Source organism: Streptococcus mitis NCTC 12261 (assembly GCF_000148585.2).
GTDB classification, from domain to species: domain Bacteria; phylum Bacillota; class Bacilli; order Lactobacillales; family Streptococcaceae; genus Streptococcus; species Streptococcus mitis.
The window spans coordinates 1,262,345-1,285,278 of sequence record NZ_CP028414.1; the positions used below are offsets into that span (position 1 = coordinate 1,262,345).

The 22,934-nt window shown below is 41.2% G+C and carries 7 protein-coding genes; all 7 read right to left on the reverse strand.

All coding sequences use genetic code 11. The features are described from left to right. Positions 1-24: 24 nt before the first annotated feature. The 7 genes from SM12261_RS06605 to SM12261_RS06635 all read right to left on the reverse strand — a co-directional run bounded on the left by SM12261_RS06605 (position 25) and on the right by SM12261_RS06635 (position 22,883). Complete coding sequence (locus tag SM12261_RS06605; RefSeq protein ID WP_000766568.1) at positions 25-642, reverse strand: alpha/beta fold hydrolase; 618 nt, start codon at positions 640-642, stop codon at positions 25-27. After that, positions 643-2,364 (reverse strand): aminodeoxychorismate synthase component I, encoded by a 1,722-nt coding sequence (gene pabB, locus SM12261_RS06610; protein WP_000554841.1) that lies wholly within the window; start codon positions 2,362-2,364, stop codon positions 643-645. Between the two features lie 184 nt (positions 2,365-2,548). Next, entirely contained in the window at positions 2,549-13,549 is an 11,001-nt protein-coding gene (locus SM12261_RS06615) for a sialic acid-binding adhesin (protein WP_000791761.1), read from the reverse strand. A gap of 321 nt (positions 13,550-13,870) precedes the next feature. Then, entirely contained in the window at positions 13,871-19,777 is a 5,907-nt protein-coding gene (locus tag SM12261_RS06620) for a ZmpA/ZmpB/ZmpC family metallo-endopeptidase (protein ID WP_000751577.1), read from the reverse strand. A gap of 2 nt (positions 19,778-19,779) precedes the next feature. After that, a complete protein-coding gene (locus SM12261_RS06625) occupies positions 19,780-20,343 on the reverse strand; it encodes a TIGR01440 family protein (protein ID WP_000659520.1) in 564 nt (187 codons plus the stop codon). A gap of 114 nt (positions 20,344-20,457) precedes the next feature. Continuing rightward, positions 20,458-22,149 carry a cache domain-containing sensor histidine kinase gene (locus tag SM12261_RS06630; RefSeq protein ID WP_000831084.1) on the reverse strand — a complete coding sequence of 564 codons (1,692 nt, stop codon included), beginning with the start codon at positions 22,147-22,149 and terminating at the stop codon, positions 20,458-20,460. After that, positions 22,146-22,883, reverse strand: a complete 738-nt coding sequence (locus tag SM12261_RS06635) for a response regulator transcription factor (protein WP_000222640.1) — start codon at positions 22,881-22,883, stop codon at positions 22,146-22,148. The genes SM12261_RS06630 and SM12261_RS06635 overlap by 4 nt, the downstream gene beginning before the upstream one ends. Positions 22,884-22,934: the final 51 nt, after the last annotated feature.

Genomic DNA, 22,934 nt, shown 5'->3' on the forward strand with positions numbered 1-22,934 from the left:
GATTTCACTATTATTTTATCAAACTTATTTCAGCAATTCAAGGAAACTTCTGATCTTTTCTACAAACTCCTTTGGTTTAGCCTTATTCAAGACATGAGGTCCATCTGGTATAATCTGAAATTGAGATTCTGATATTAGTTTATGAAGACTTCTCATAGAACTAAGATTCGGTTTATCTTTGCTGCCACAAATTAGTAAGGTTGGATAAGGACAAGTTCTTGATATATCCGTTAAATCAAGTGTCTTCAATTCCTCAGAAACTCCGACCATAAGAGCTTTGTCTGCTCCCTGTTTTTCAAATACCCTTTTGGGAAGTAGTTTAAAAATCAGCAACTGAATGTAAAAAAGGATATTACCGGACAATTTAAGTGGGCATCCTGATAGAACCAAAGCTCGGAAATTTGGTAAATCGTAACTGGAAAGTTCTAGTGCCAGAGCAGCACCTAAGGATAATCCAACCAAAATAAAAGGTTCTGTCTCTTGAGCTAGATGCTGATAAACTCGCTCTTTAGCTTGTTGATAGTTGCTAACTCCAGAAGGAAATAACTCAATAGCCTCAGAAGGATAATCTGTCAGTAGATTCCGAACTTCTTTCCAACTCTCTGCTGACTGCCCTAACCCGTGTAAAAATATCAGTTTCATCTAGTTCTCCTCAAGGCTTAACGCATACAAGCCTCTCACTGCATTACAACCGTAAATAGCTTCTGCTTGGACTAAATCTGCCAAGGTTAAGATTTTCTCTTCTACCTGTCCTGTTTCCAGCAAATGTTGACGATAAATTCCTGACAAGATTCCAAGTCGGATAGGCGGTGTGTAGAGTTTCCCATCGATTTTTAGAACCAAATTTCCGATAGAGGTTTCAAGAAGTTCTCCAGACTTATTATGGTAAATGATCTCTTGCTCCCCTATGCTCAAATGCGGTCGGTGAGTCGTTTTGAAGTAGATAAAGGCTTGTTGCAAATTGGCTTCCTGAAGGCAAAGTTTGGCCTGACAAAAACTTGGACTAAGAGCTGTTAATACTTGACGATCTACTTCTATCTCTCCAGACTTGTCGAGAGAAATATGCAAGCGGTAATCTTGATTAGCATCACAAGCCTGACACTCTTCCTCTATCTTTTGTTTCAAGTTTTCTGAATCAAATGGAAAGGCAAAATACCGACTAGCTTTTCTCAGCCTTTCTATATGTTGTTCTTCAAACAGCAAGTTCTTCTGGCTGATTTTCCCTGTAGTAATCAGTTTGAAACGAGCTTGTTTACGATAAAGAACTGCCGCCTTTTGATGAACCTCACGGTATTCAGACTCCCAAGTGCTATCCCATGTAATGCCTCCGCCAACTCCATAGATGGCTTTCCCTTGATGCAGTTGAATGGTCCGAATAGCAACATTGAAAATTCGTCGTCCATTTGGAAGCAGGAGACCAATCGTTCCACAGTAGACTCCGCGCGGTTGTGGCTCCAAGTCCTTGATGATTTCCATAGTCGCAATTTTCGGAGCTCCCGTTATGGAACCACAAGGAAATAGAGAACGGAATATCTCTACAAGGTCAACATCCTCTCGCAACCAACTCTTGATGGTCGAAGTCATCTGCCAAACCGTTGAATACTGTTCCACTTGGCAAAGACGCTCTACATGCTCACTCCCCACCTCAGAAATACGGTTCATGTCATTGCGCAAGAGGTCCACAATCATCATATTTTCAGAGCGATTTTTAGAATCCTGCTCCAACCAACTGGCCTGTTCAAGATCTTCTTGGTCAGTTACCCCACGCTGAGTCGTTCCCTTCATTGGTCGTGTTGTCAACTCGCGGTCATTTTGCTCAAAAAAGAGTTCTGGACTCATGGAAATCACTGCCATCTCGTCATGTTCAACATAAGCATTGTAGCCCGCCTCCTGCTCTACTACCATACGATTGTAGATGGCAAAAGGATTGGCACTTAATTTTTGCTTGAGTTGGACGGTGTAGTTGACCTGATAGGTGTCCCCCTGCCGCAAATGATGGTGAATCTGAGCAATCGCCTTTTCATAATCTGCTTCAGACGTCACTTCCTGCCAATTTGAAGGCAAATCAACCTCATCATAAGTCAGGGGAATAGGAGATGTCTCCACCCTATCGTGAACAGTAAAGTAAAGCAAATACTCGTCCAGTAAAGGAGCTTTATGAACTGCTAATTTCTCCTCAAAAGCAGGTGCAGCCTCGTAGCTGACATAGCCCACCACATAGTAGCCTTGCTCTTGGTAGCTTTCCACTTGTACCAGCAAATCTGCCACTTCTGCTACATTTCTCGTTTTCAACTCTTTAATAGGCTGGGTAAAGGTGTATCTCTCGCCCAAAGCCCTAAAATCAATCACTGTTTTTCTATGCATATCTTAAGTATAGCACAAAATAAGAAAACCCTCATCCGCAAAGCAGATGAGATTGTTTTTAGTCCCGTCACGTATCTTCTGATTAGAGAAAAAACTCTCCTAGTAGCTATTTTGCTCTAGGAGAGTTTTAAGAATAATATTATCTACTTAGTCTCAAAAAAGGAGTTGCAACTGTTAGAAATCGTTACTGATTTTCTAATTTGTCTTCTTCATCTTCTTTTCGACGACGAGCAATAAGACCAAAACCAAGTATCGCACTAGCTGTTGCTGCAACAATTGCTGTTATGGATTCTGTTGTACCTGTATTTGGCAATTCTCTAGCCACTACACGCTGATTAGTAGCTACTTGCTGATTCTCATTTTCAAGTTGTGAGATAGTAGATGCTACACTATCTTTCACTTTAGCTTTGGCTTCATCAGTTTTCAATACTTGGTCTATTGCTTGTTTTTCCTGTGGTTTTTCTTTAGAAGTTGGATTAGCTGAGTTTACATGAACTCCAGCACTTGCTCCAACTGCCGGTCTAATTTGTGCAATCGGATTGACTGAGTTCACTTCCTCAATACCAGTTGACTTAGCTTGGTCGACTGTTGCATTCGTTGTTGCTTTGTCGATGGCTGCTTTCGCTGCGTCAGCTTTAGCTTTCGCGTCTGCTTTGGCTGCAGTTTTCTCTTCATCTGTTAAGTCTGTACGTCCGTCTATCTCGGCAGTCTTAGCTTTAAGAACTTCGTCGATGGATTTCTTAGCTTCTGACTTTGCTACTGCGTCTGGATTTACATTATTTACTTCTCTTGTTCCAGTCACCTTAGCTTGTTCTACTTCCGCATTTGTTGTTGCGTTGTCGATTGCAGTCTTCGCTGCGTCAGCTTTTGTTTTTGCTTCTGCCTTAGCCCCAATTTTCTCTTCTTCTGTTAAGTCTGTGCGAGAGTCTATCTCGGAAGTCTTAGCTTTAAGCGCTTCGTCGATGGATTGCTTAGCTTCCGTCTTCGCTACTGCCTCTGGGTTTACTGAAGTCACTGCTGTGATTCCAGTTGCCTTAGATTGGTCGACTTCTGCATTCTTTGTTGCTTTATCTATGGCTGATTTTGCTGCGTCAGCCTTATCTTTTACTTCTGCTTTAGCCGCGGTTTTCTCTTCGTCTGTTAAGTCTGTACGAGAGTCGATTTCATCAGTCTTAGATTTAAGCGCTTCGTCGATGGCTTGCTTAGCTTCTGTCTTCGCTACTGCCTCTGGGTTTACTGAAGTCACTGCTGTGATTCCAGTTGACTTAGATTGGTAGACTTCTGCATTCGTTGTTGCTTTATCTATGGCTGATTTTGCTGCGTCAGCTTTGGCTTTTGCATCTGCTTTGGCTGCAGTTTTCTCTTCATCTGTTAAGTCTGTACGAGCATCAATTTCGGCAGTCTTAGCTTTCAAAGCATCGTCGATGGCTTGCTTAGCTTCTGTCTTCGCTACTGCTTCTGGATTTACTGAAGTGACTTCTAAAGTTCCGTTAGTTTTAGCTTGGTCGACTGCTGCATTCGTTGTTGCTTTGTCGATGGCTTCTTTTGCTGCGTCAGCCTTAGCTTTTGCTTCTGACTTAGCAGCAGCTTTCTCTTCATCTGTTAAGTCTGTACGTGCGTCGATTTCGTCGTTCTTAGCCTTCAGAGCTTCGTCGATGGCTTGCTTAGCTTCTGTCTTAGCCACTGCACCTGGATTTACTGAAGTGACTTCTGCAATTCCAGTTGACTTTGCTTGGTCAACTTCTGCATTGGTTGTCGCTTTATCGATAACTTCTTTTGCTGCGTCGGCCTTAGCTTTTGCTTCTGACTTAGCAGCAGTTTTCTCTTCGTCTGTTAAATCTGTACGAGCGTCTATCTCGTCGTTCTTAGCTTTTAGGGCATCATCGATGGCTTGCTTAGCTGCTGTCTTAGCTTCTGGTTGTGGATCTACTGCTTTTACTTCTGTTATTCCAGTCACCTTAGCTTGTTCTACCTCCGCATTTGTTATTGCGTTGTCGATGGTTGCTTTCGCTGCGTCAGCTTTGGCTTTTGCATCTAATTTAGCCACAGTTTTCTCTTCGTCTGTTAAGTCTGTACGTGCGTCTATCTCAGCACTCTTAGCTTTAAGAGCTTCATCGATGGCTTGCTTAGCTTCCGTCTTCGCTACTGCTGCTGGAGTCACTGAAGCTACACTTGCTGCCCCATCGTTTTTAACTTGAGTTACTGCATCGTTTGTTGTTGCGTTGTCGATTGCAGTCTTCGCTGCGTCAGCTTTTGTTTTCGCGTCTCCCTTAGCTGCAGTTTTCTCCTCATCTGTCAAGTCTGTACGAGCGTCTATCTCATCAGTCTTAGCTTTCAAAGCTTCGTCGATGGATTGCTTAGCTGCTGACTTAGTCAACGCCTCTGGATTGACTGAAGTGACTTCTGTTGTTCCAGTCACCTTAGCTTGTTCTACTTCTGCATTTGTTGTTGCGTTGTCGATGGTTGCTTTCACTGCGTCAGCCTTAGCTTTTGCTTCTGACTTAGCAGCAGCTTTCTCTTCATCTGTTAGGTCTGTACGAGCGTCGATTTCATCATTCTTAGCTTTCAGAGCTTCGTCGATGGATTGCTTAGCTGCTGTCTTCACTACTGCTGCTGGAGTAACTGAAGCTACACTTGCTGCCCCATCGTTTTTAGCTTGAGTTACTACATCGTTTGTTGTTGCGTTGTCGATGGCTTGCTTAGCTGCGTCAGCTTTCGCTTTTGCGTCTTCCTTAGCTTTGGCTTTTTCTTCTGCTGTTAAATCGTTATTGGCATCAATTGCGTCGGTCTTAGCTTTCAATGCATCATCGATAGCTTGTTTTGCCGCTGGCTTCGCTTGCGCTGTTGGATTTACTGAAGCTATACTTGCTGCCCCATCGTTTTTAGCTTGAGTTACTACATCGTTTGTTGTTGCGTTGTCGATGGCTTGCTTAGCTGCGTCAGCTTTCGCTTTTGCGTCTTCCTTAGCTTTGGCTTTTTCTTCTGCTGTTAAATCGTTATTGGCATCAATTGCGTCGGTCTTAGCTTTCAATGCATCATCGATAGCTTGTTTTGCCGCTGGCTTCGCTTGCGCTGTTGGATTTACTGAAGCTACACTTGCTGCCCCATCGTTTTTAGCTTGAGTTACTGCATCGTTTGTTGTTGCGTTGTCGATTGCAGTCTTCGCTGCATCAGCTTTCGCTTTAGCGTCTGCTTTCGCCGCAGCTTTCTCTTCATCTGTCAAGTCTGTACGAGAGTCTATTTCATCAGTCTTAGCTTTTAAGGTATCATCGATGGCTTTCTTAGCTTCTGGCTTCGCTTCTGGTTGTGGATCTACTGCTTTTACTTCTGTTATTCCAGTCACCTTAGCTCGGTCTACTTCCGCATTTGTTGTTGCATTATCGATGGCTGCTTTTGCTGCGTTGGCCTTAGCTTTTGCTTCTGACTTAGCCGCAGCTTTCTCTTCATCTGTCAAGTCTGTACGAGAGTCAATCACGTCGTTCTTAGCTTTAAGCGCGTCGTCGATGGCTTGCTTCGCAGTCGGTTTTGCCACTGGCTTTGGAGTCACTGAAGCTACTGATGCCGTTCCTGCAGTCTTAGCTTGTTCCACTTCTGCGTTTGTTGTCGCATTGTCGATTGCTTCTTTCGCTGCATCAGCTTTTGCCTTAGCTTCTGCTTTGGCTTTAGTTTTTTCTTCAGCTGTTAAATCATCATTCGCATCTATTGCATCTTCTTTTGCTTTTAATGCATCATCTATTGCCTGTTTGGCTGCTGGTTTTTTAGCTGCTTCTGGACTAAACGAGTTCACATCACTTAAACCAGATACACTATTTACATCTACTTTAATGTCTGTATCTGCTGCATCGATTGCGTCTTTTGCCTCATTAGCTTTATTTTCTACTTCAGCTTTTGCTGCAGTTTTCTCTTCAGTTGTTAAATCATCTCGAGCATCGATTTCTTCTATTTTCTTCTCTAGAGCTGCATCAATTGCTTTTTTAGCCTCTGATTTCTTAACTGGTTCTGGACTAAATGAATTTACATCACTTAAACCAGATATACTATTTACATCAACCTTAATATCTGTATCAGCTTCATCGATTGCTTTCTTAGCTGCATCGGCTTTAGCTTTAGCTTCCTCCTTAGCTGCTAATTTTTCTTCTGCTGTTAAGTCATTATTCGCATCAATTTCTGCTTCTTTTGCCTTTAGTGCTTCATCTACAGCTTTTTTAGCTTCTGATTTCTTAACTGGTTCTGGACTAAATGAATTTACATCACTTAAACCAGATATACTATTTACATCAACCTTAATATCTGTATCAGCTCCATCGATTGCTTTCTTAGCTGCATCTGCTTTTGCCTTAGCTTCTTCCTTAGCTGCTAGTTTTTCTTCTGCTGTTAAGTCATTGTTCGCATCAATCTCTGTTTCTTTTGCTTTAAGAGCTTCTTCTACTGCTTTTTTCGCCTCTGGTTTCTTAACCGCTACTGGATTCAATGAGTTTACATCTGCCACTCCAGTAGTTTTTGCATTCTCAACGTCAGCATTTGTTGTCGCGTTGTCAATTGCTTGTTTTGCTGCGTCGGCTTTTGCCTTCGCATCAGCTTTCGCTGCTGTTTTTTCTTCAGCTGTTAAATTATTGTTCACATCGATTGCATCGTTCTTAGCTTTAAGCGCATCGTCTATTGCTTTCTTAGCTGCTGGCTTAGCTTGCGCTGTTGGATTTACTGAAGATACACTCGTTGCTCCAGCGTTTTTAGCTTGAGTTACTGCATTATTTGTTGTCGCATTGTCGATTGCAGTCTTCGCTGCGTCTGCTTTGGCTTTCGCTTCTTCTTTAGCTGCTGTTTTTTCCTCAGCTGTCAGATCATCTCGAGCATCGATTTCTGCTTCTTTGGCTTTAAGTGCATCTTCTACTGCTTTCTTCGCCTCTGGTTTCGCTACTGGAGTTGGAGTCACCGAATCTACCGATGTTGCTCCATCATTTTTAGCTTTTTCTACTGCATCATTTGTTGTCGCGTTGTCAATCGCTGTTTTCGCTGCGTCGGCTTTTGCTTTCGCATCAGCTTTCGCTGCTGTTTTCTCTTCATCTGTTAAGTCGTTATTTGCGTCGATTGCGTCGTTCTTAGCTTTTAGCGCATCATCAATTGCTTTCTTCGCTGCTGGTTTGGCTACTGGAGTTGGAGTCACTGAAGATACACTTGCTGCCCCATCATTTTTAGCTTGAGTTACTGCATCGTTTGTGGTTGCGTTGTCGATTGCAGTCTTCGCTGCGTCGGCTTTGGCTTTAGCTTCTTCCTTAGCTGCTATTTTTTCCTCAGCTGTCAGATTATCTCGAGCATCAATCGCGTCATTTTTAGCTTTTAGGGCATCGTCGATTGCTTTTTTAGCTGCTGGTTTTGCCACTGCTGTTGGATTTACATTATTTACTTCTGTTGTTCCATTAGCCTTAGCTTGGTCTACTCCCGCGTTTGTTGTCGCATTATCGATCGCTTGTTTCGCTGCAGCTGCCTTGTCTTGCGCTTCTTGCTTAGCTTTGGCTTTTTCTTCGTCTGTTAAGTCATTATTTGCGTTGATTGCTGCTTCCTTAGCTTTCAGCGCATCTTCGATGGCCTTCTTAGCAGCCGGTTTAGCTGTTGGTGTTGGAGTGACTGATGATACACTTGTCGCTCCGTCGTTTTTAGCTTGCGTTACGGTATCGTTTGTGGTTGCATTGTCAATTGCAGTCTTCGCTGCGTCGGCTTTGGCTTTCGCATCAGCTTTCGCTGCAGTTTTCTCTTCGTCTGTTAAGTCGTTGTTTGCGTCAATTGCTGCTTCCTTAGCTTTTAATGCATCGTCGATTGCTTGTTTAGCCGCTGGCTTAGCTTGCGCTGTTGGACTTACTGAAGATACACTTGTCACTCCGTCGTTTTTAGCTTTCTCAACTGCATCGTTTGTTGTTGCGTTGTCGATGGCTTGCTTAGCTGCGTCTGCTTTTGCTTTCGCATCAGCTTTCGCTGCAGTTTTCTCTTCGTCTGTTAAGTCGTTGTTTGCGTCAATTGCTGCTTCCTTAGCTTTTAATGCATCGTCGATTGCTTGTTTAGCCGCTGGCTTAGCTTGCGCTGTTGGACTTACTGAAGATACACTTGTCACTCCATCGTTTTTAGCTTTCTCAACTGCATCGTTTGTTGTTGCGTTGTCGATTGCTTGTTTCGCTGCGTCTGCTTTGGCTTGCGCTTCTTGCTTAGCTGCGGCTTTTTCTTCGTCTGTTAAGTTGTTATTTGCTTCGATTTCTTTAATCTTATCAACTAACGCGTCATCGATCGCTTTTTTAGCCGCTGGCTTCGCTTGCGCTGTTGGATTCACATTGTTTACTTCTGTTGTTCCATCATTTTTAGCTTGTTCTACCGATGCATTTGTTGTTGCTTGATCAATTGCTTGTTTTGCTGCGTCTGCTTTGGCTTTCGCATCTTCTTTAGCTTTTGTTTTTTCTTCTGCTGTTAAGTCATTGTTGGCATCTATTGCTGCTTCTTTTGCTTTTAATGCTTCATCGATGGCTTGTTTTGCAGCTGGCTTCGCTTGCGCTGTTGGTGTTACTAAAGATACACTTGTCGCTCCATCAGCCTTAGCTTGTTCCACCGCTGCATTTGTTGTCGCCTTGTCGATTGCAGTCTTCGCTGCATCGGCTTTGACTTTCGCGTCTTCCTTAGCTTTGGCTTTTTCTTCAGCAGTCAAATCGTTGTTGGCATCAATTGCGTCGTTCTTAGCTTTCAATGCGTCATCGATGGCTTTCTTAGCTGCTGGTTTGGCTACCGGAGTTGGAGTCACCGAATCTACTGATGTTGCTCCGTCGTTTTTAGCTTGCGTTACTGCATCATTTGTTGTCGCCTTGTCGATTGCTTGCTTCGCTGCGTCAGATTTGGCTTTTGCATCAGCTTTCGCCGCAGTTTTTTCTTCGTCTGTTAAGTCATTGTTGGCATCAATCGCGTCGTTCTTAGCTTTCAATGCGTCATCGATGGCTTTCTTAGCTGCTGGTTTGGCTACCGGAGTTGGAGTCACCGAATCTACTGATGTTGCTCCGTCGTTTTTAGCTTGCGTTACTGCATCATTTGTTGTCGCCTTGTCGATTGCTTGCTTCGCTGCGTCAGATTTGGCTTTTGCATCAGCTTTCGCCGCAGTTTTTTCTTCGTCTGTTAAGTCATTGTTGGCATCAATCGCGTCGTTCTTAGCTTTCAATGCGTCATCAATTGCTTGTTTTGCAGCTGGTTTGACTACCGGCGTTGGAGTCACCGAATCTACTGATGTTGCCCCAGCGTTTTTAGCTTGAGTTACTGCATCGTTTGTTGTCGCGTTGTCGATCGCTTGTTTCGCTGCGTCGGCTTTGGCTTTCGCATCTTCCTTAGCTTTGGCTTTTTCTTCAGCCGTTAAATCGTTATTGGAATCAATCGCGTCATTCTTTGCTTTCAATGCGTCATCGATGGCTTGTTTTGCAGCTGGTTTGACTACCGGCGTTGGAGTCACCGAATCTACTGATGTTGCCCCAGCGTTTTTAGCTTGAGTTACTGCATCGTTTGTTGTCGCGTTGTCGATCGCTTGTTTCGCTGCGTCGGCTTTGGCTTTCGCATCTTCCTTAGCTTTGGCTTTTTCTTCAGCCGTTAAATCGTTATTGGAATCAATCGCGTCATTCTTTGCTTTCAATGCGTCATCGATGGCTTGTTTTGCAGCTGGTTTGACTACCGGCGTTGGAGTCACCGAATCTACTGATGTTGCCCCAGCGTTTTTAGCTTGAGTTACTGCATCGTTTGTTGTCGCGTTGTCGATCGCTTGTTTCGCTGCGTCGGCTTTGGCTTTCGCATCTTCCTTAGCTTTGGCTTTTTCTTCAGCCGTTAAATCGTTATTGGAATCAATCGCGTCATTCTTTGCTTTCAATGCGTCATCGATGGCTTGTTTTGCAGCCGGTTTAGCTGTTGGTGTTGGAGTTACTGAAGATATACTTGTCGCTCCGTCATTTTTAGCTTGTTCTACCGCATCGTTTGTTGTCGCGTTGTCGATTGCTTGCTTCGCCGCGTCTGCTTTCGCTTTCGCGTCTTCCTTAGCTTTTGCTTTTTCTTCGTCTGTCAAATCGTTGTTGGCATCAATTGCGTCATTCTTAGCTTTTAATGCGTCATCGATGGCTTGCTTCGCTGCTGGTTTGGCTACCGGCGTTGGAGTCACCGAATCTACTGATATTGCCCCAGCGTTTTTAGCTTGAGTTACTGCATCGTTTGTTGTCGCGTTGTCGATGGCTTGCTTTGCTACATCTGCTTTGGATTTTGCGTCTTCCTTAGCTTTGGATTTTTCTTCAGCAGTCAAATCGTTATTGGCATCAATCTCTGCTTCTTTTGCTTTTAACGCTTCATCAACTGCATTTTTTGCGTCAGTTTTCTTTTGGCTTGCTTGCGGATTAACGCTTTCTACATCAGCAACGCCTGTAGTTTTCGCATTATCTACTGTTGAGTTTGTTGTTGCAGTATCAATATTATTTTTAGCCGCTGTTGCTCTTGCTTGTGCATCTGCTTTTGCTGCTTCTTTTTCTTCAGTTGTTAAATCATTTCTTGCATCAAGTTGTGCTACTTTCGCTTTCAGCGCGTCTTCGATTGCTTTCTTAGCCGCTGGTTTCGCTACCGCTGTTGGCATTACTGAACTTACACTTGTTGTTCCTGCCGTTTGGGCTGAGTCCACTGCTACGTTTGTTGTTGCATTATCGATTGCTGTTTTTGCTGCATTCGCTTTTGCCTGTGCATCTGCTTTTGCTGCATTCTTCTCTTCTGTCGTTAAGTCGTCATTCGCATCGATGGCTGCTTCTTTCGCTCTTAAAGCTGAGTCAATAGCTGCTTTTGCCGTATTTTTCTTCGTTACTACAGGATTATCATTGCTAATCGCTGTTGTCCCAGATGTTTTGGCATTATCTAATGCTGCTTTTGTCGTTACCGAGTTATCATTAATTGCTGTTAAAGCTTTCGCCTTATCGGCATTAACTTTTTCGATTGCAGCTGCTTTTTCTTCTGCAGTTGCGTTTGTATTAGCATTAATCTCTGCAATTTTATCTTCAGCAGCCTTGTTAACCGCATCAATTGCAGGTTGTTTATTTAAACTTGTGAATTCTGATAAAGGTTTTGTATCAGTTGAACCATCTTTATAGGTCACAACAAGATTTCCATTAGCATCTTTTGTAATCGTAGAAATTCTTGTCGCCTGATTGTCTACAGCTTGTCCTCTCTTGCTAGTAAAATTAGCATCATCGTTAGTTTGAGAGTATTCGATTTTTACTTTTTCTTTAATTTTTTCAAATTCGTCAGCCGTAACATTCGCTGGATCTACTACACTAACTGTTCCTTCTGGAGTCTTAATATCATATTTAGTAGTTTGATTTTTTACAACAAATTCAACATAACCTTCAATTTTTTGACGTTCTGCAGGATTAGTAGTTGCATTAATTCTTCCGTTAAAAGGTGCACTTTCTCCATTGTTGTCATCTTTTGCAACGATAACACTTGTCCATTTTTTCCCAGCAGTTAAATTCGTTGTTCCAGTCATTTTAATGGTTGCTGTCTTCTTATCTTCAGAAACAGAACCCGCTCCGCTTGTTACTGCGCTATCAACAATATTCCCTACTGCTAAACCAAAACTAGTTGCATTATTATAGTTAATGTCACCAGGGCCACGAAGTTTTAGGTCCTTAATCTTAGACTCATCCGTTGCAGTAAATGTTAGGTCTGTCTCTTCTCCAGAATAGATATAAATATTTCTGTTCGCTTCGTTTGAATACGGTAGATTAACAACCGGCGGAACATTTTTTTGTACAATTTCACTTACTGGTTTTGTCTTCGTAGAACCATCTGTAAATGTCACAACGATATTATTCCCAACGATATTAACAGATTGGATAACATCCTCAGGATGTTCAACTAAAGTTCCACGTTTATCAGCAAATCGTGCATCTTCGTTTGTTGTTGAATATTCTAGTTGAATACTATCTTTGATTTTTTGCAAGTCTTCTGCTGTAGGATTTGTCAAACTAGTTACAGAAATCTTTTCATCTGTAGGTTGAGATCTTAATGAATATTTCTTAGATTGAGCTTTTAATACTAAGTAGAAATACCCTGGGTCTGCAATACTATCACCTTTTTTAAGATTCTCTCTACCTTGATCATCAACCACCTGAATATAACGAGTACCCACGTTAAGTGTTTGGTTTTCTTGTTTTGTATAATCTCTGTGTTTTTTCAGTATATCGTTTGGACGACCTGTAATAACGATTTTCGCAGGATTTGCTTGACTCGCCTCCGATGTTACCCCTGCCGTTTCAGCACGATTTATTACCCTAGCAGTAAATCCAAATTCAACATCCAAGTCATTATCTGTACCTGCAACATTAGGGAATCTTTGTCTAGATCCTTTCTTAATCGTTGCATAACGAATCTTTCCAGTTTCAGAATAAACAGGAATTTCTAATGAGAAATGCTCTTCGTTATAGATATAGATTTTCTTCTCATCTGGTATGGAGAATGTAAAGTCTACCTTAGGATCTTGATTCACAGCTGCACGGAATGTTGTATCCTTTTCAATTTCACTCCCATTACGTGGATCATTGGCACCAGTATTTTCAATCGCATTTGATTCTGATGGTTTCTCAGTATTATCAGCTTTGATACCAACTGTTTCTTTACCTTCAGTTGTATCTGTTGAAACAATTTCTTTTTTCTCAACCAGCTTATTTCGTAATTTTGAGTTAACTGTAGCAACCAGTTTTTGATAGGCACTCGTCAATTCTTCTTGACTGCTTGCGTTCGCTAAAGTTGCTTTGGCATTAGCCAATTCAGCAGCTAGACTCGCTACACTTTCCTCTGTCTTATTAGCGTAGGCTCCACTTGAAATCTTACCTTCAATTTCACCAATATAATTTGCAAGTTGGCTTTTATCTAATTCTGGTTTACTAATTTTTGGCTCACTGATTTTGGACTCACTCTGATTTTCAGCCTTCTCCCCACCTGATTGAGCCAACTCTACTTTACTAGAAGACTCTTCAGTTACTTTCAATTGATCAGCTGCAACTGCTCCATTTCCTAAAAACATTAAAAAGGCAGCAACCGCTACACTCGCTGCACCAAAACTATATTTACGAATGGAGAAACGCATGATTTTTTCTTTTCTCTGATTCTCAAGGGACTTATCAGAAAGCTTGTTCTTCATTTATAATATTTCCTTTTCTCTTATCTGTATACACATTATATCATATTAAACTTTATGCGTATTTACAAATTACTTTATATTTAATTTTATAATTTTTAAGCTATTTTTGCAAGTTGTTTGAACTAGAACAGAATCCATAAAACAAAGCCCTGCCTGACATTTCATTTACTTTTTGAAAATCTATTTTCTAGTATTTTAGTTATAAATATATTCAATAATTATGCTTGTAAATGAACAGTCAATCACTACATAAATAAAAAGGAGAAGACATACTTGCCTCTCCTTTTTGAGATTAAGTCAGTCCCTTCAGGACTAACAAAATTATTTAAAGATTGAAGTTTTAAAGCTGTTTGTTTGTTGAAGAAGTTTCTTGAAGATTTTCTCTTTAAGTGATACGGTATTATCAAATTTAACTGAACCATTATTAAGAGTTGCTTTATCTTTATCAACGGCAGCAACAAATGCATTCTTCAAGTCATCGTAACTACTGTATGTAGTACCGTCGATTGTAACAGGGTTAAATCCTGCTTTCGCTTTATCAACAACTTCTTTGAAGTATTCTTTCTTCCAATCTTCTAGAGTATTAAATTTACCATCAGAAACTTTCTTAATGATGAAGTCATCTCCTAGAGTAGCATGACCTGCTTGTTTAGACTCATTTTTCAGCATGTTAGAAGCATAATTTAGGAAGCCTTTTTCATATCCAAAGTAACCCCACATACGGAAGGTGTTATGTTTGAATGACATTGCTCCTGGAGCACCTTCACTCGTATTACCACCATAGATACCAGCTGTAATTGGTACAGTTACATAGGCAGAGCCAAATCCAGTTGGATCATACTGACCATTACCAGGACCGTGTTTGGTCATGAAGTTTTTCTCTACTAAGTCGTTAACAGATGTTAAATTATATTCTTTTTCTTCTGCATTTAAATCTCTAACGTTGTCGTATTGGTTCTTCGTATTAGCTCCACGAAGTTGCTTATCTACTTTCTTGAACCAAGCGTTGTTTAGTTCTTTACTGCCTTTATCAATTACAGCTTCTCCTTCAAGATAATCAAGAAGCATAAGCGTATCATTGAAACCTTTCATGTAATGATCAATTTCAGCGCGAGAAGTAAGGTCATTTGGATTAGTGTTGTACCATTGGTTTCCATCGTTTGGACGTTCGTAGGCCATGTTCAATCCTAGTGCTTTAAAGTCACCGTTTGGACTTGTTTCAGCAGGTGATTGCAGCATACCTTGTGCAAATGCTTCTAGGTCAGTACCTTCACGGTGTCTTGAACCACCTAAATAAACCATACGGTCATTTACGTGAGTCGTTTCGTGAGTGAAGGCTGAGATACCAAAGTCACTAATCATATCCGTCACCATAAAGAAGACTGAATCATCTTTATATGGATTACCGTAGATACGAGCTACAGCTCCCATACGCCAGTCAGTTGCGTGGTAACGACCTGTTGGTCCGTACAATTCACGGATAGGCGCTACATCCTTACCACTATTCGTATATCCATATTTATCTGTGCTGATTCCTTTATAGTTTTGGTTATCAAGTACTGGTGTTGGCACCATGTTATTGCTCTTAAGCAGCTGGTTGCGAACTTTATCCAATGATAGACGAGACCAGAAATCTAGGTAATTTTGTTGACCTTTAGCAACTTTATTGATTTCAGCTTTGAATGCTTCACGTTCGGCTTCAGTATTCTTACCGTATTTCTCAAATGAACTGTATGCTATAGTGTTATATGTTGAGATTAAGAACATATGCGCATCTTTTAAGTTAAGAAGTGGTAAAATCATCTTACCGTGAACATCGTTGTTTAATCCTTCGTATGCTCTGTGTTTCTTATCAGCAAATTCAGGAGTTGTTGTTTTAGGTTCAACGATATATACATTATCTTTAGTAGCTTTTATGAACCAATCGTTTAAGTCTGTGTCACTTGTGAATAGACGCATATTATAGTCTAAGAAACTGTTTAACTCACCTATACCAATAACTCCACCGATCGTTTCGCGATAAGCTTCTAAAGTTCTATCACCTTTAATGTTACTTTCTTTAGAACCAACCTTAATCAAGAAGTCTAACACATTTACATTCTTACCATAGAAGTCAGGTTTGAATAGCATTAATTCTTTAATATTAAAGTCATCGAATTTAACTCCGTAGTAACGGTTGAGGTAAGACAAACCAAGAAGAACTGCGGCCTTATTGTCATCGATTTTCTTAATCAAGGCACGTTTTGCAGCTTCATCAGTGTTAAGCTGGTGATCTTCATTTTCAACTAACTTCGTAACGAATTTATTAAGATTATCTTTAACATACTTGAAGCTTTCTTCTAAGTACAAATCTTTAATTGCATTGACTTTGTTGCCACCAGTTCTACCCAAGTGTTGGTAAATCGGCTCAGATTGTAATTCTACTGGACTTAACTTGCTTTCGATAGCGCTGATTAAATCTGTACGATCTTTAACAACCATGTTTGGTGTATAAACGACTTCACCCAATTCAGCCACGCTGTATTCTTTCACTTGTTTCACTTTAGATTCTTTCGGTGAAATTGTAAAGATGTCTTTTGTCTTATCTGCGTAGTGAACCAAAATATGGTCAGCATCTGTAAGGTCTGTGACAAAGTCATTGCCTTTCATCGCAGTAACAGACAAGACTTCTTTCGTTAATAAGTTTGAACCTTCTGCAAGCTTGTTCCCTTGGTTGACAATCCATTCTTTGTTATAGAATGGCTGAAGTTTTTCGATGTTACGGTAAGCAAGCTCACGAGAAGCATCGTAGTCATCAATATTTTTGTATTGATTAGCTTTACTTACAATATTGTTCAGTTTATCTTCAACAGGAAGTGTGCTTTCAAATTTATCAGCAGTGATTCCCATTTTAGAGATTAATTCATCAGCTTTTTCTTTAGTTATGCTAGGAATTTTTTTAGAATTATTATAAGTTGTTTTACCTTCACTTACACCCTCAACACTGTAATTGCGCTTCGTTCTAGAGTATGTAAAGTAATCATCAGCATCAATATCAGAATGACCAAAGACCATTTCACCAGTCTTAACTTTCATCATAGTGATGTTGTCTTCTATAGCCCCTAGTGCCCAGTTAGTCCCTAGCAGTCCACCAGACATAACGGCTTCTTTGAGTTCAATAGAGCCTTTTGCTACAGAGTTTCGAAGAGTACCTTCTTTACCTAAAGTATTGTTGTTGCCACCGTTTTGAGATGAATATACGATTCCAGCGGCCTTAGCTTTGTTACCTGTGATTTCAGCATCAACATAAGCTTTTTCTACAATACCTTTCCAGTTTTCACCGACGATACCTGTTAAGTAACCACCGCGATTTCCAGCAGCGTGTACTTTACCGATAAATGCAACGTTACTTAATTTTCCACTACCATCAATTTTATTGATAACACCAGATACATCATTATTACCAACAACGTTACCTGTTACTTTAATGTTCTCTACAGTCGCATTATTTTTGATAACATTCGCTAGCGGTGCAATCCTATCAGTCCCTGGCATGTCGATATTTACATTTTCAAGTAGTAAATCTTTAACAGTACCACCGACAATATCACCGAATAAAGGTCTGTTCATATTGCTAATGGTAAATTTATTACCGTCAGTGCTTGTCAATGTTCCTTTGAAAGCATTAGTAACATAAGATTTTCCTGCTGGTTTAACGTTAGCAGCATTGATATTGCTACCAAGCTTAAATGTACCAGTCGGGTCTTTTTGAATAGCTTTTACAAGGTCGTCAAAGCTATAATATACATCACCTTCGTGTGTTTTTTGTTTTTCAAAGTAATGAACATACTCTTCGTTCAGTGTGTTGTCAGCATTCCGTTGAATCAAATCAGGTGCTTTGGCAGTAACTTTGTATAAAGTTTTTCCGTCTTTTTCTACTTCTTCAATCTTGTCAACAGCCAGTCTTGTTATTTTATTGTCATGAGTGGTCACTCGTAAATAAAGTGGAGCAACATCAGCTGGTTTTGCTGTCAATAAACTAGTATCTGTTTCATTACCATCAGCGTCTACACTCATCAAGCTTGTTTCTTTGATGTTCTTGATTTCAACTTTTTTGAGGTCAATTCTTAGAGGTTCTTCTTTCAGAATTTCTTCTTCATCACCCTCACCACGGTCATAAACCATCTTGGTTTCAAGTTTATAATCCTTGTAGTACTGTAAATCTGTTAAATTAGCAGTTAGGTCTTCTGGCGAAACATTCAAAGTTTTGACAATCTCATCACCTTTTTTCAGAGTTAGGGTGATAGATTTAATGACTGCCTTACTTGGATTTTCTAGACTATACTTAACATCTGAAGTACGTTTCAAATCCTTAGGTTCAACTGCTGTGATGGTCAATACTGGCTTTTCAAAGTTCTTAGTACCACGTTTCAAAATTTTGTCTTGAGGTGCCTCAAGGATTTCCTCTGTAACTTTTGGAGCGTCCTCTGTTTTAACTCCCTTAATGGTATTAAAGGTCTTGGTGATTTTTTTCTGGCCTTCTTTTCCTTCTTGAGCTACAACTTCTAAGCCTTTTTTCAGTTGGTCATCTTCTTTAACAACTTCCTTAAATGGAATCTTTTCAAGACTTTCTTCTACAAGAGTTCCTTCAATTGGTTTTATCCCACGACTTACCTGTTGGTTTACAGGCTCCTTGGCAACTTCTGTGCTAGTTGAAAGAACTTGGTCAGTTTTAACACCTTCTACTGTTTTATAAGTTGTTTTAGTAACTTGACTACCTTTTTCTCCATTTCTTACGACAGTTTCTTCGTCCGTATACTTAGTTGGATCCTCAGTCGTTTCAGTTTTGTAGTCTAGGTCTGTAGTCGATGTTTCAACAAGGGTTCCCTCAGTTACTTTGTACTCAGGTAACGGTTCTTGTACAAGAGCTTGACCTGCTTTGCCTTCCTCTTGTGTACCTTTTACTTCAACTGGAGCCTCTGGCAATTCTGGCTGTGTTAGAGCTTGTCCTGCCTTACCTTCTTCTTGAGTTCCTTTTGCTTCTACTGGAGCCTCTGGCAATTCTGGTTGTGTTAAGGATTGACCTTCTTTACCTTCTTCTTGGGTTCCTTTTGCTTCTACTGAAGCCTCTGGCAATTCTGGTTGCGTTAAGGATTGTCCTGTCTTACCTTCTTCTTGTGTACCTTTAGCTACTTGGTGACTTGGTTCAGCTTGTGGTACTGGAGTTGGAGCAGGTTGCACCTCTTTCTTAGTTCCGACTGCAATGACTTGCGACACAGGATTTTGGACTACTTGGTCTTCGATGACTTCTCTAACTTCTTGACCGTTGACCATCGAAACTTTGCTTACAAGGCGACGCTGACCATTTACTCCAGCTGCGACGATACGAGTCTGTCCTTCTGCTAGATTCGCATCTGGATTTGTGACTGTTTCAAACGGAATCTCCACCAAGCTCTCTTCCTGTCTTGTCTGAGGCTTCTCAGAAACTGGTTTTTCTTCAATAGCAGGAGCAACTGGATTCTCTACTACAGGATTCTCAACGATAGTTTCTGGAGCAACAGCAGGTCTTTCTTGAACGACTTCAGTTTTCTCGATTTCTTTTGAACTTTGCTTCTCTACTGGCAACTGAGTCTGTTCAGCTGAAGCTGGTCTTGATGGATGGAGTTCTGCTTCCTTGAAGTAGCCAATGTATTCATAGCCATCAATATGGATAATCCCTTCAGCCAAGCCTTCATGTGTAGAGGCTGAAATAGTTTGGTTATAAGAAAGCAATTCTTTATTTTCAAATGCGAATGTCCCATAAGGTACAAAGGTGCTGGCTCCTAAAGAACCAATCAAGAGAACACCTAGAACTTCTCTACGACCTTTTTTGGACACCAAAAAGACTGCTAGAGAAGCCGTTGCCAAGCCAAGACCTGCCAAAGCTAGTTCCTTACTTCCTGTATAAGGAAGTTGTTGACTGGTAGTTGCCTTCTTGCGATAAACTACATAAAGAATATCATCATCTTGAAATTCTGTAGGAACTTCATGGTGAATCAGGGCTTTTTCAGACTCGGTCAATTCCTGCTCCGCCAAATAACGGTAATGAACGCTATGAGCACCGCCGACTTCATTGGCTTGAACCTTATCTACTGAAAGGGTACTAGCACCAAAAAGGAAGGCCCCGATGGCTACAGGACCTACCCCAACAGTTAGCTTACGAATCGAATATTTGGTGATTTTTTCTAGTTGTTGTTTTGTTTTTTTCATTCTCACGACTTTCTGATAGAATCTTGTGGATAATGCGCACGCGCACCTCCAATTAATTTTGGACGGCTAGCAAGAGCCGTTACATGGGCATGCCCAATTTCTCTCAAAAGAGGGCGAATCGGAACCTGAACATGCTTGACATGCATGCCAATTGCAGTGTCTCCGATATCCAATCCAGCATGAGCCTTGATAAATTCAACCTCAACTGGATCTTGCATAAACTTGAAGGCTGCCAACTGACCTGAACCTCCTGCATGAAGGGTAGGAAGGACACTGACCATTTCCAGACCAAACTGCTCTGCCACCTGACGTTCAACGACGAGGGCCCGATTGACATGTTCACAACCTTGAACGGCTAGATGAATTCCATTTTCTTCTAGGATATCTAGGATGGTCTTCACAATGATTTCCCCAATTTCTTGGCTGGATTCCTTGCCAATCTGACCACCTATCACTTCACTAGAAGAAAGGCCCAAAACAAAGATAGATCCCTGCTTCAAATTGGCCTTTTCTAATACATCTTTTACAATCTGGCTTGTTTCTCTTTGAATGTCTTTTTCCTTCATACTTGATACCTCTTTTGTCATTATCTATCATATCGTTTTTTCTACGTTTTAGCAAGATAGACAACCTAGAAAGCTTGCCCAATTACGCATAAAACTCCCAGAATTGACTGGGAGTTAACTAGTTTCTATTCTATTTATGTATATTTCAACTGTCGTCCCTTTTGAGGGGACAGAATCAATCTTCATTTGGTAATCTTCTCCAAAATGAAGTTTGAGCCGCTGGTCAACGTTTTGAAGACCAACTCCCCCACGTTTGAGTTGACTTTGACTACTATCGCTAGCGTCTTGGAAACCAATCCCATCATCCTCAATGCGGATGACCAATCCCGAATCCTGTTTCTGAACAGAAACTCTAATATGTCCCTGGCCTTCCTTTTCCTTAATGCCATGGTAAAGAGCATTCTCTACAAGAGGTTGTAGCACTAGCTTGGGCAAGACTAGATTATCAAAGGCAGGATTTTCATTAATTTCGTATTCCAGCTTATCGCCATAGCGTTGTTTCTGGATAAATAGATACTGGCGGACATGATTAATTTCATCAGACAGGCAAATCAAATCTTTACCCTGATTGAGCGCCAAGCGGAAATAAGTCGCCAAGGACTTGGTCACTTGCACCACTCTCTGACTATCTTGAAATTCAGCCATCCAGATGATGGTGTCCAAGGTGTTATAGAGGAAATGGGGGTTAATCTGGCTTGATAGAGCTTGAAGTTGGTACTGACGGGTCGTTTCTTCCTGCCTGCGAATATCTACCATCAGCTGATCAACCTGATCCAACATGGCATTGAACTGGCGAGTCACCTCTCTCAATTCATAAGCACCCGCTTCTTTGGCACGAAGATTCTGATTACCAGAAGCAATTTCCAGCATAGTTTCTCTCAAATCCTTCAAAGGGGCAATCCAGCGTTTAAGACTAAACCACACCAAGCAGAGACAAGCAAGAAGAGATGTGAAACTGGCTCCAAGCAAGGTCCACATGAGTTGACTCCGAACCTGGTCTAACTTCTCCAACGAAGACACGCCAAGCACCGTCCAATCAGTTCCAGCAATCTTTTCCTGACTGACGTAGGATTTGTGGTCAAGGGTATATCCCTGACCTGTCTCGATGTAGGGTTTCATGGCCTCCATTTCGCTAGATGAGCTATAAACTGTGTGTTGAGGATGGTAAACAAATTCATGGTTTTCATTGATGATAAAGGCAAAGCCCTGCTGACCCAACTGAAGTTGGTTAAGATAGGCTTCCAGAGTTTCGTAAGAAATATCCAAACGAAGCACGCCCAGATTAGCTCCCTTTGCATCAATAAGTTCTTGAGTGACAGAAATGACCCACTGGCTATCTGATTTACGAGCTGGAGTTAAAACTGGTTTAGCTCCCTGATGAATAGCCTTTTGGTACCAATCCTCAGTCATCATATCTGAGGAAGTTTTCATCTGCACACTATCATCCGTAGAAATGACCTGACCAGATTTGGTTACCAGCACAACAGCTTTCAAGTCCTGGTCTGACTTTAAAATGGTCAAAAACAAATCTCGAATTCCCTTGACCTTTTCTTGACTGGGATTCTCAGCATAGGTTAGGACATCTGCCTGCTGGGTCAAACTGGTCGAGGTGGTTTCTAATTTTTTGATATAAGACTGGATAAAGTGGCTAGTCTGACTGATAGTCGTTTGGCTATTGCCCTCAATAGTAGCCTCAATGGCTGAAGAACTAGATTGATAGTAGAAAGTCCCAACCAGAGCTAGGAGAATGAGAAAGACCAGAAAGATGGAAATAACCATTCTGACTAGGAGAGAAGAACGTTTCATCGATCTTCCCCCTTCTTAAACTGGCGAGGTGTCACACCTGCAATCTGTTTAAAACGTTGGGTAAAATAGTTCATATCTTCAAAGCCAACCTTCTCTGCGATCTCGTAAATCTTCAGATCGGTAGTTAAAAGCAAAAGCTTGGCTTGTTTGACACGTTCTCTCACCAGATAATCCTGAAAAGGCAGGCCTAACTCTTTCTTAATCAAAGAACTCAGATAAGTCGGGCTAAAACCCAAGTCACTGGCCAAACTCTTCAAACTAAATTGGCTATCAGCCAGATGGGACTGGATTTTCTGGGCCATATTTCCCTCAAACTTATCAGTCAATAAATCTTGTAACTGCTCTTCTTTCTCTTCCTTATCCAACTTTTGCTTGATTTTCCCCAGCATTTCCTCGATATCCTGACGAGAAAAGGGCTTGAGTAGGTAATCATCCACACCTAGTTTGACAGCAGACAAGGCATAATCAAAATCATCGTAGCCTGTTAAAAAGACCAAATGCACCTGAGGATAGGTTTCTCGGACCAGACTGGCCAACTGGATCCCATTTAGCTGAGGCATGTTGATATCGGTTAAAATAATATCTGGCACCTGCTTTTGTATCAATTCCCAAGCCTGCCTTCCATTTTCAGCTTGACCGATGATTTCCATATCGTAGACTGCTACATTGACCAGCTTGGTCAATCCTTGTCTTACCAGATATTCATCTTCTACGATTAAGATTGTATAGGTCATGCTTCTCTCCTTTGTCACTTACTAGTATCAGTATAGCAAAATTCTCCTCTA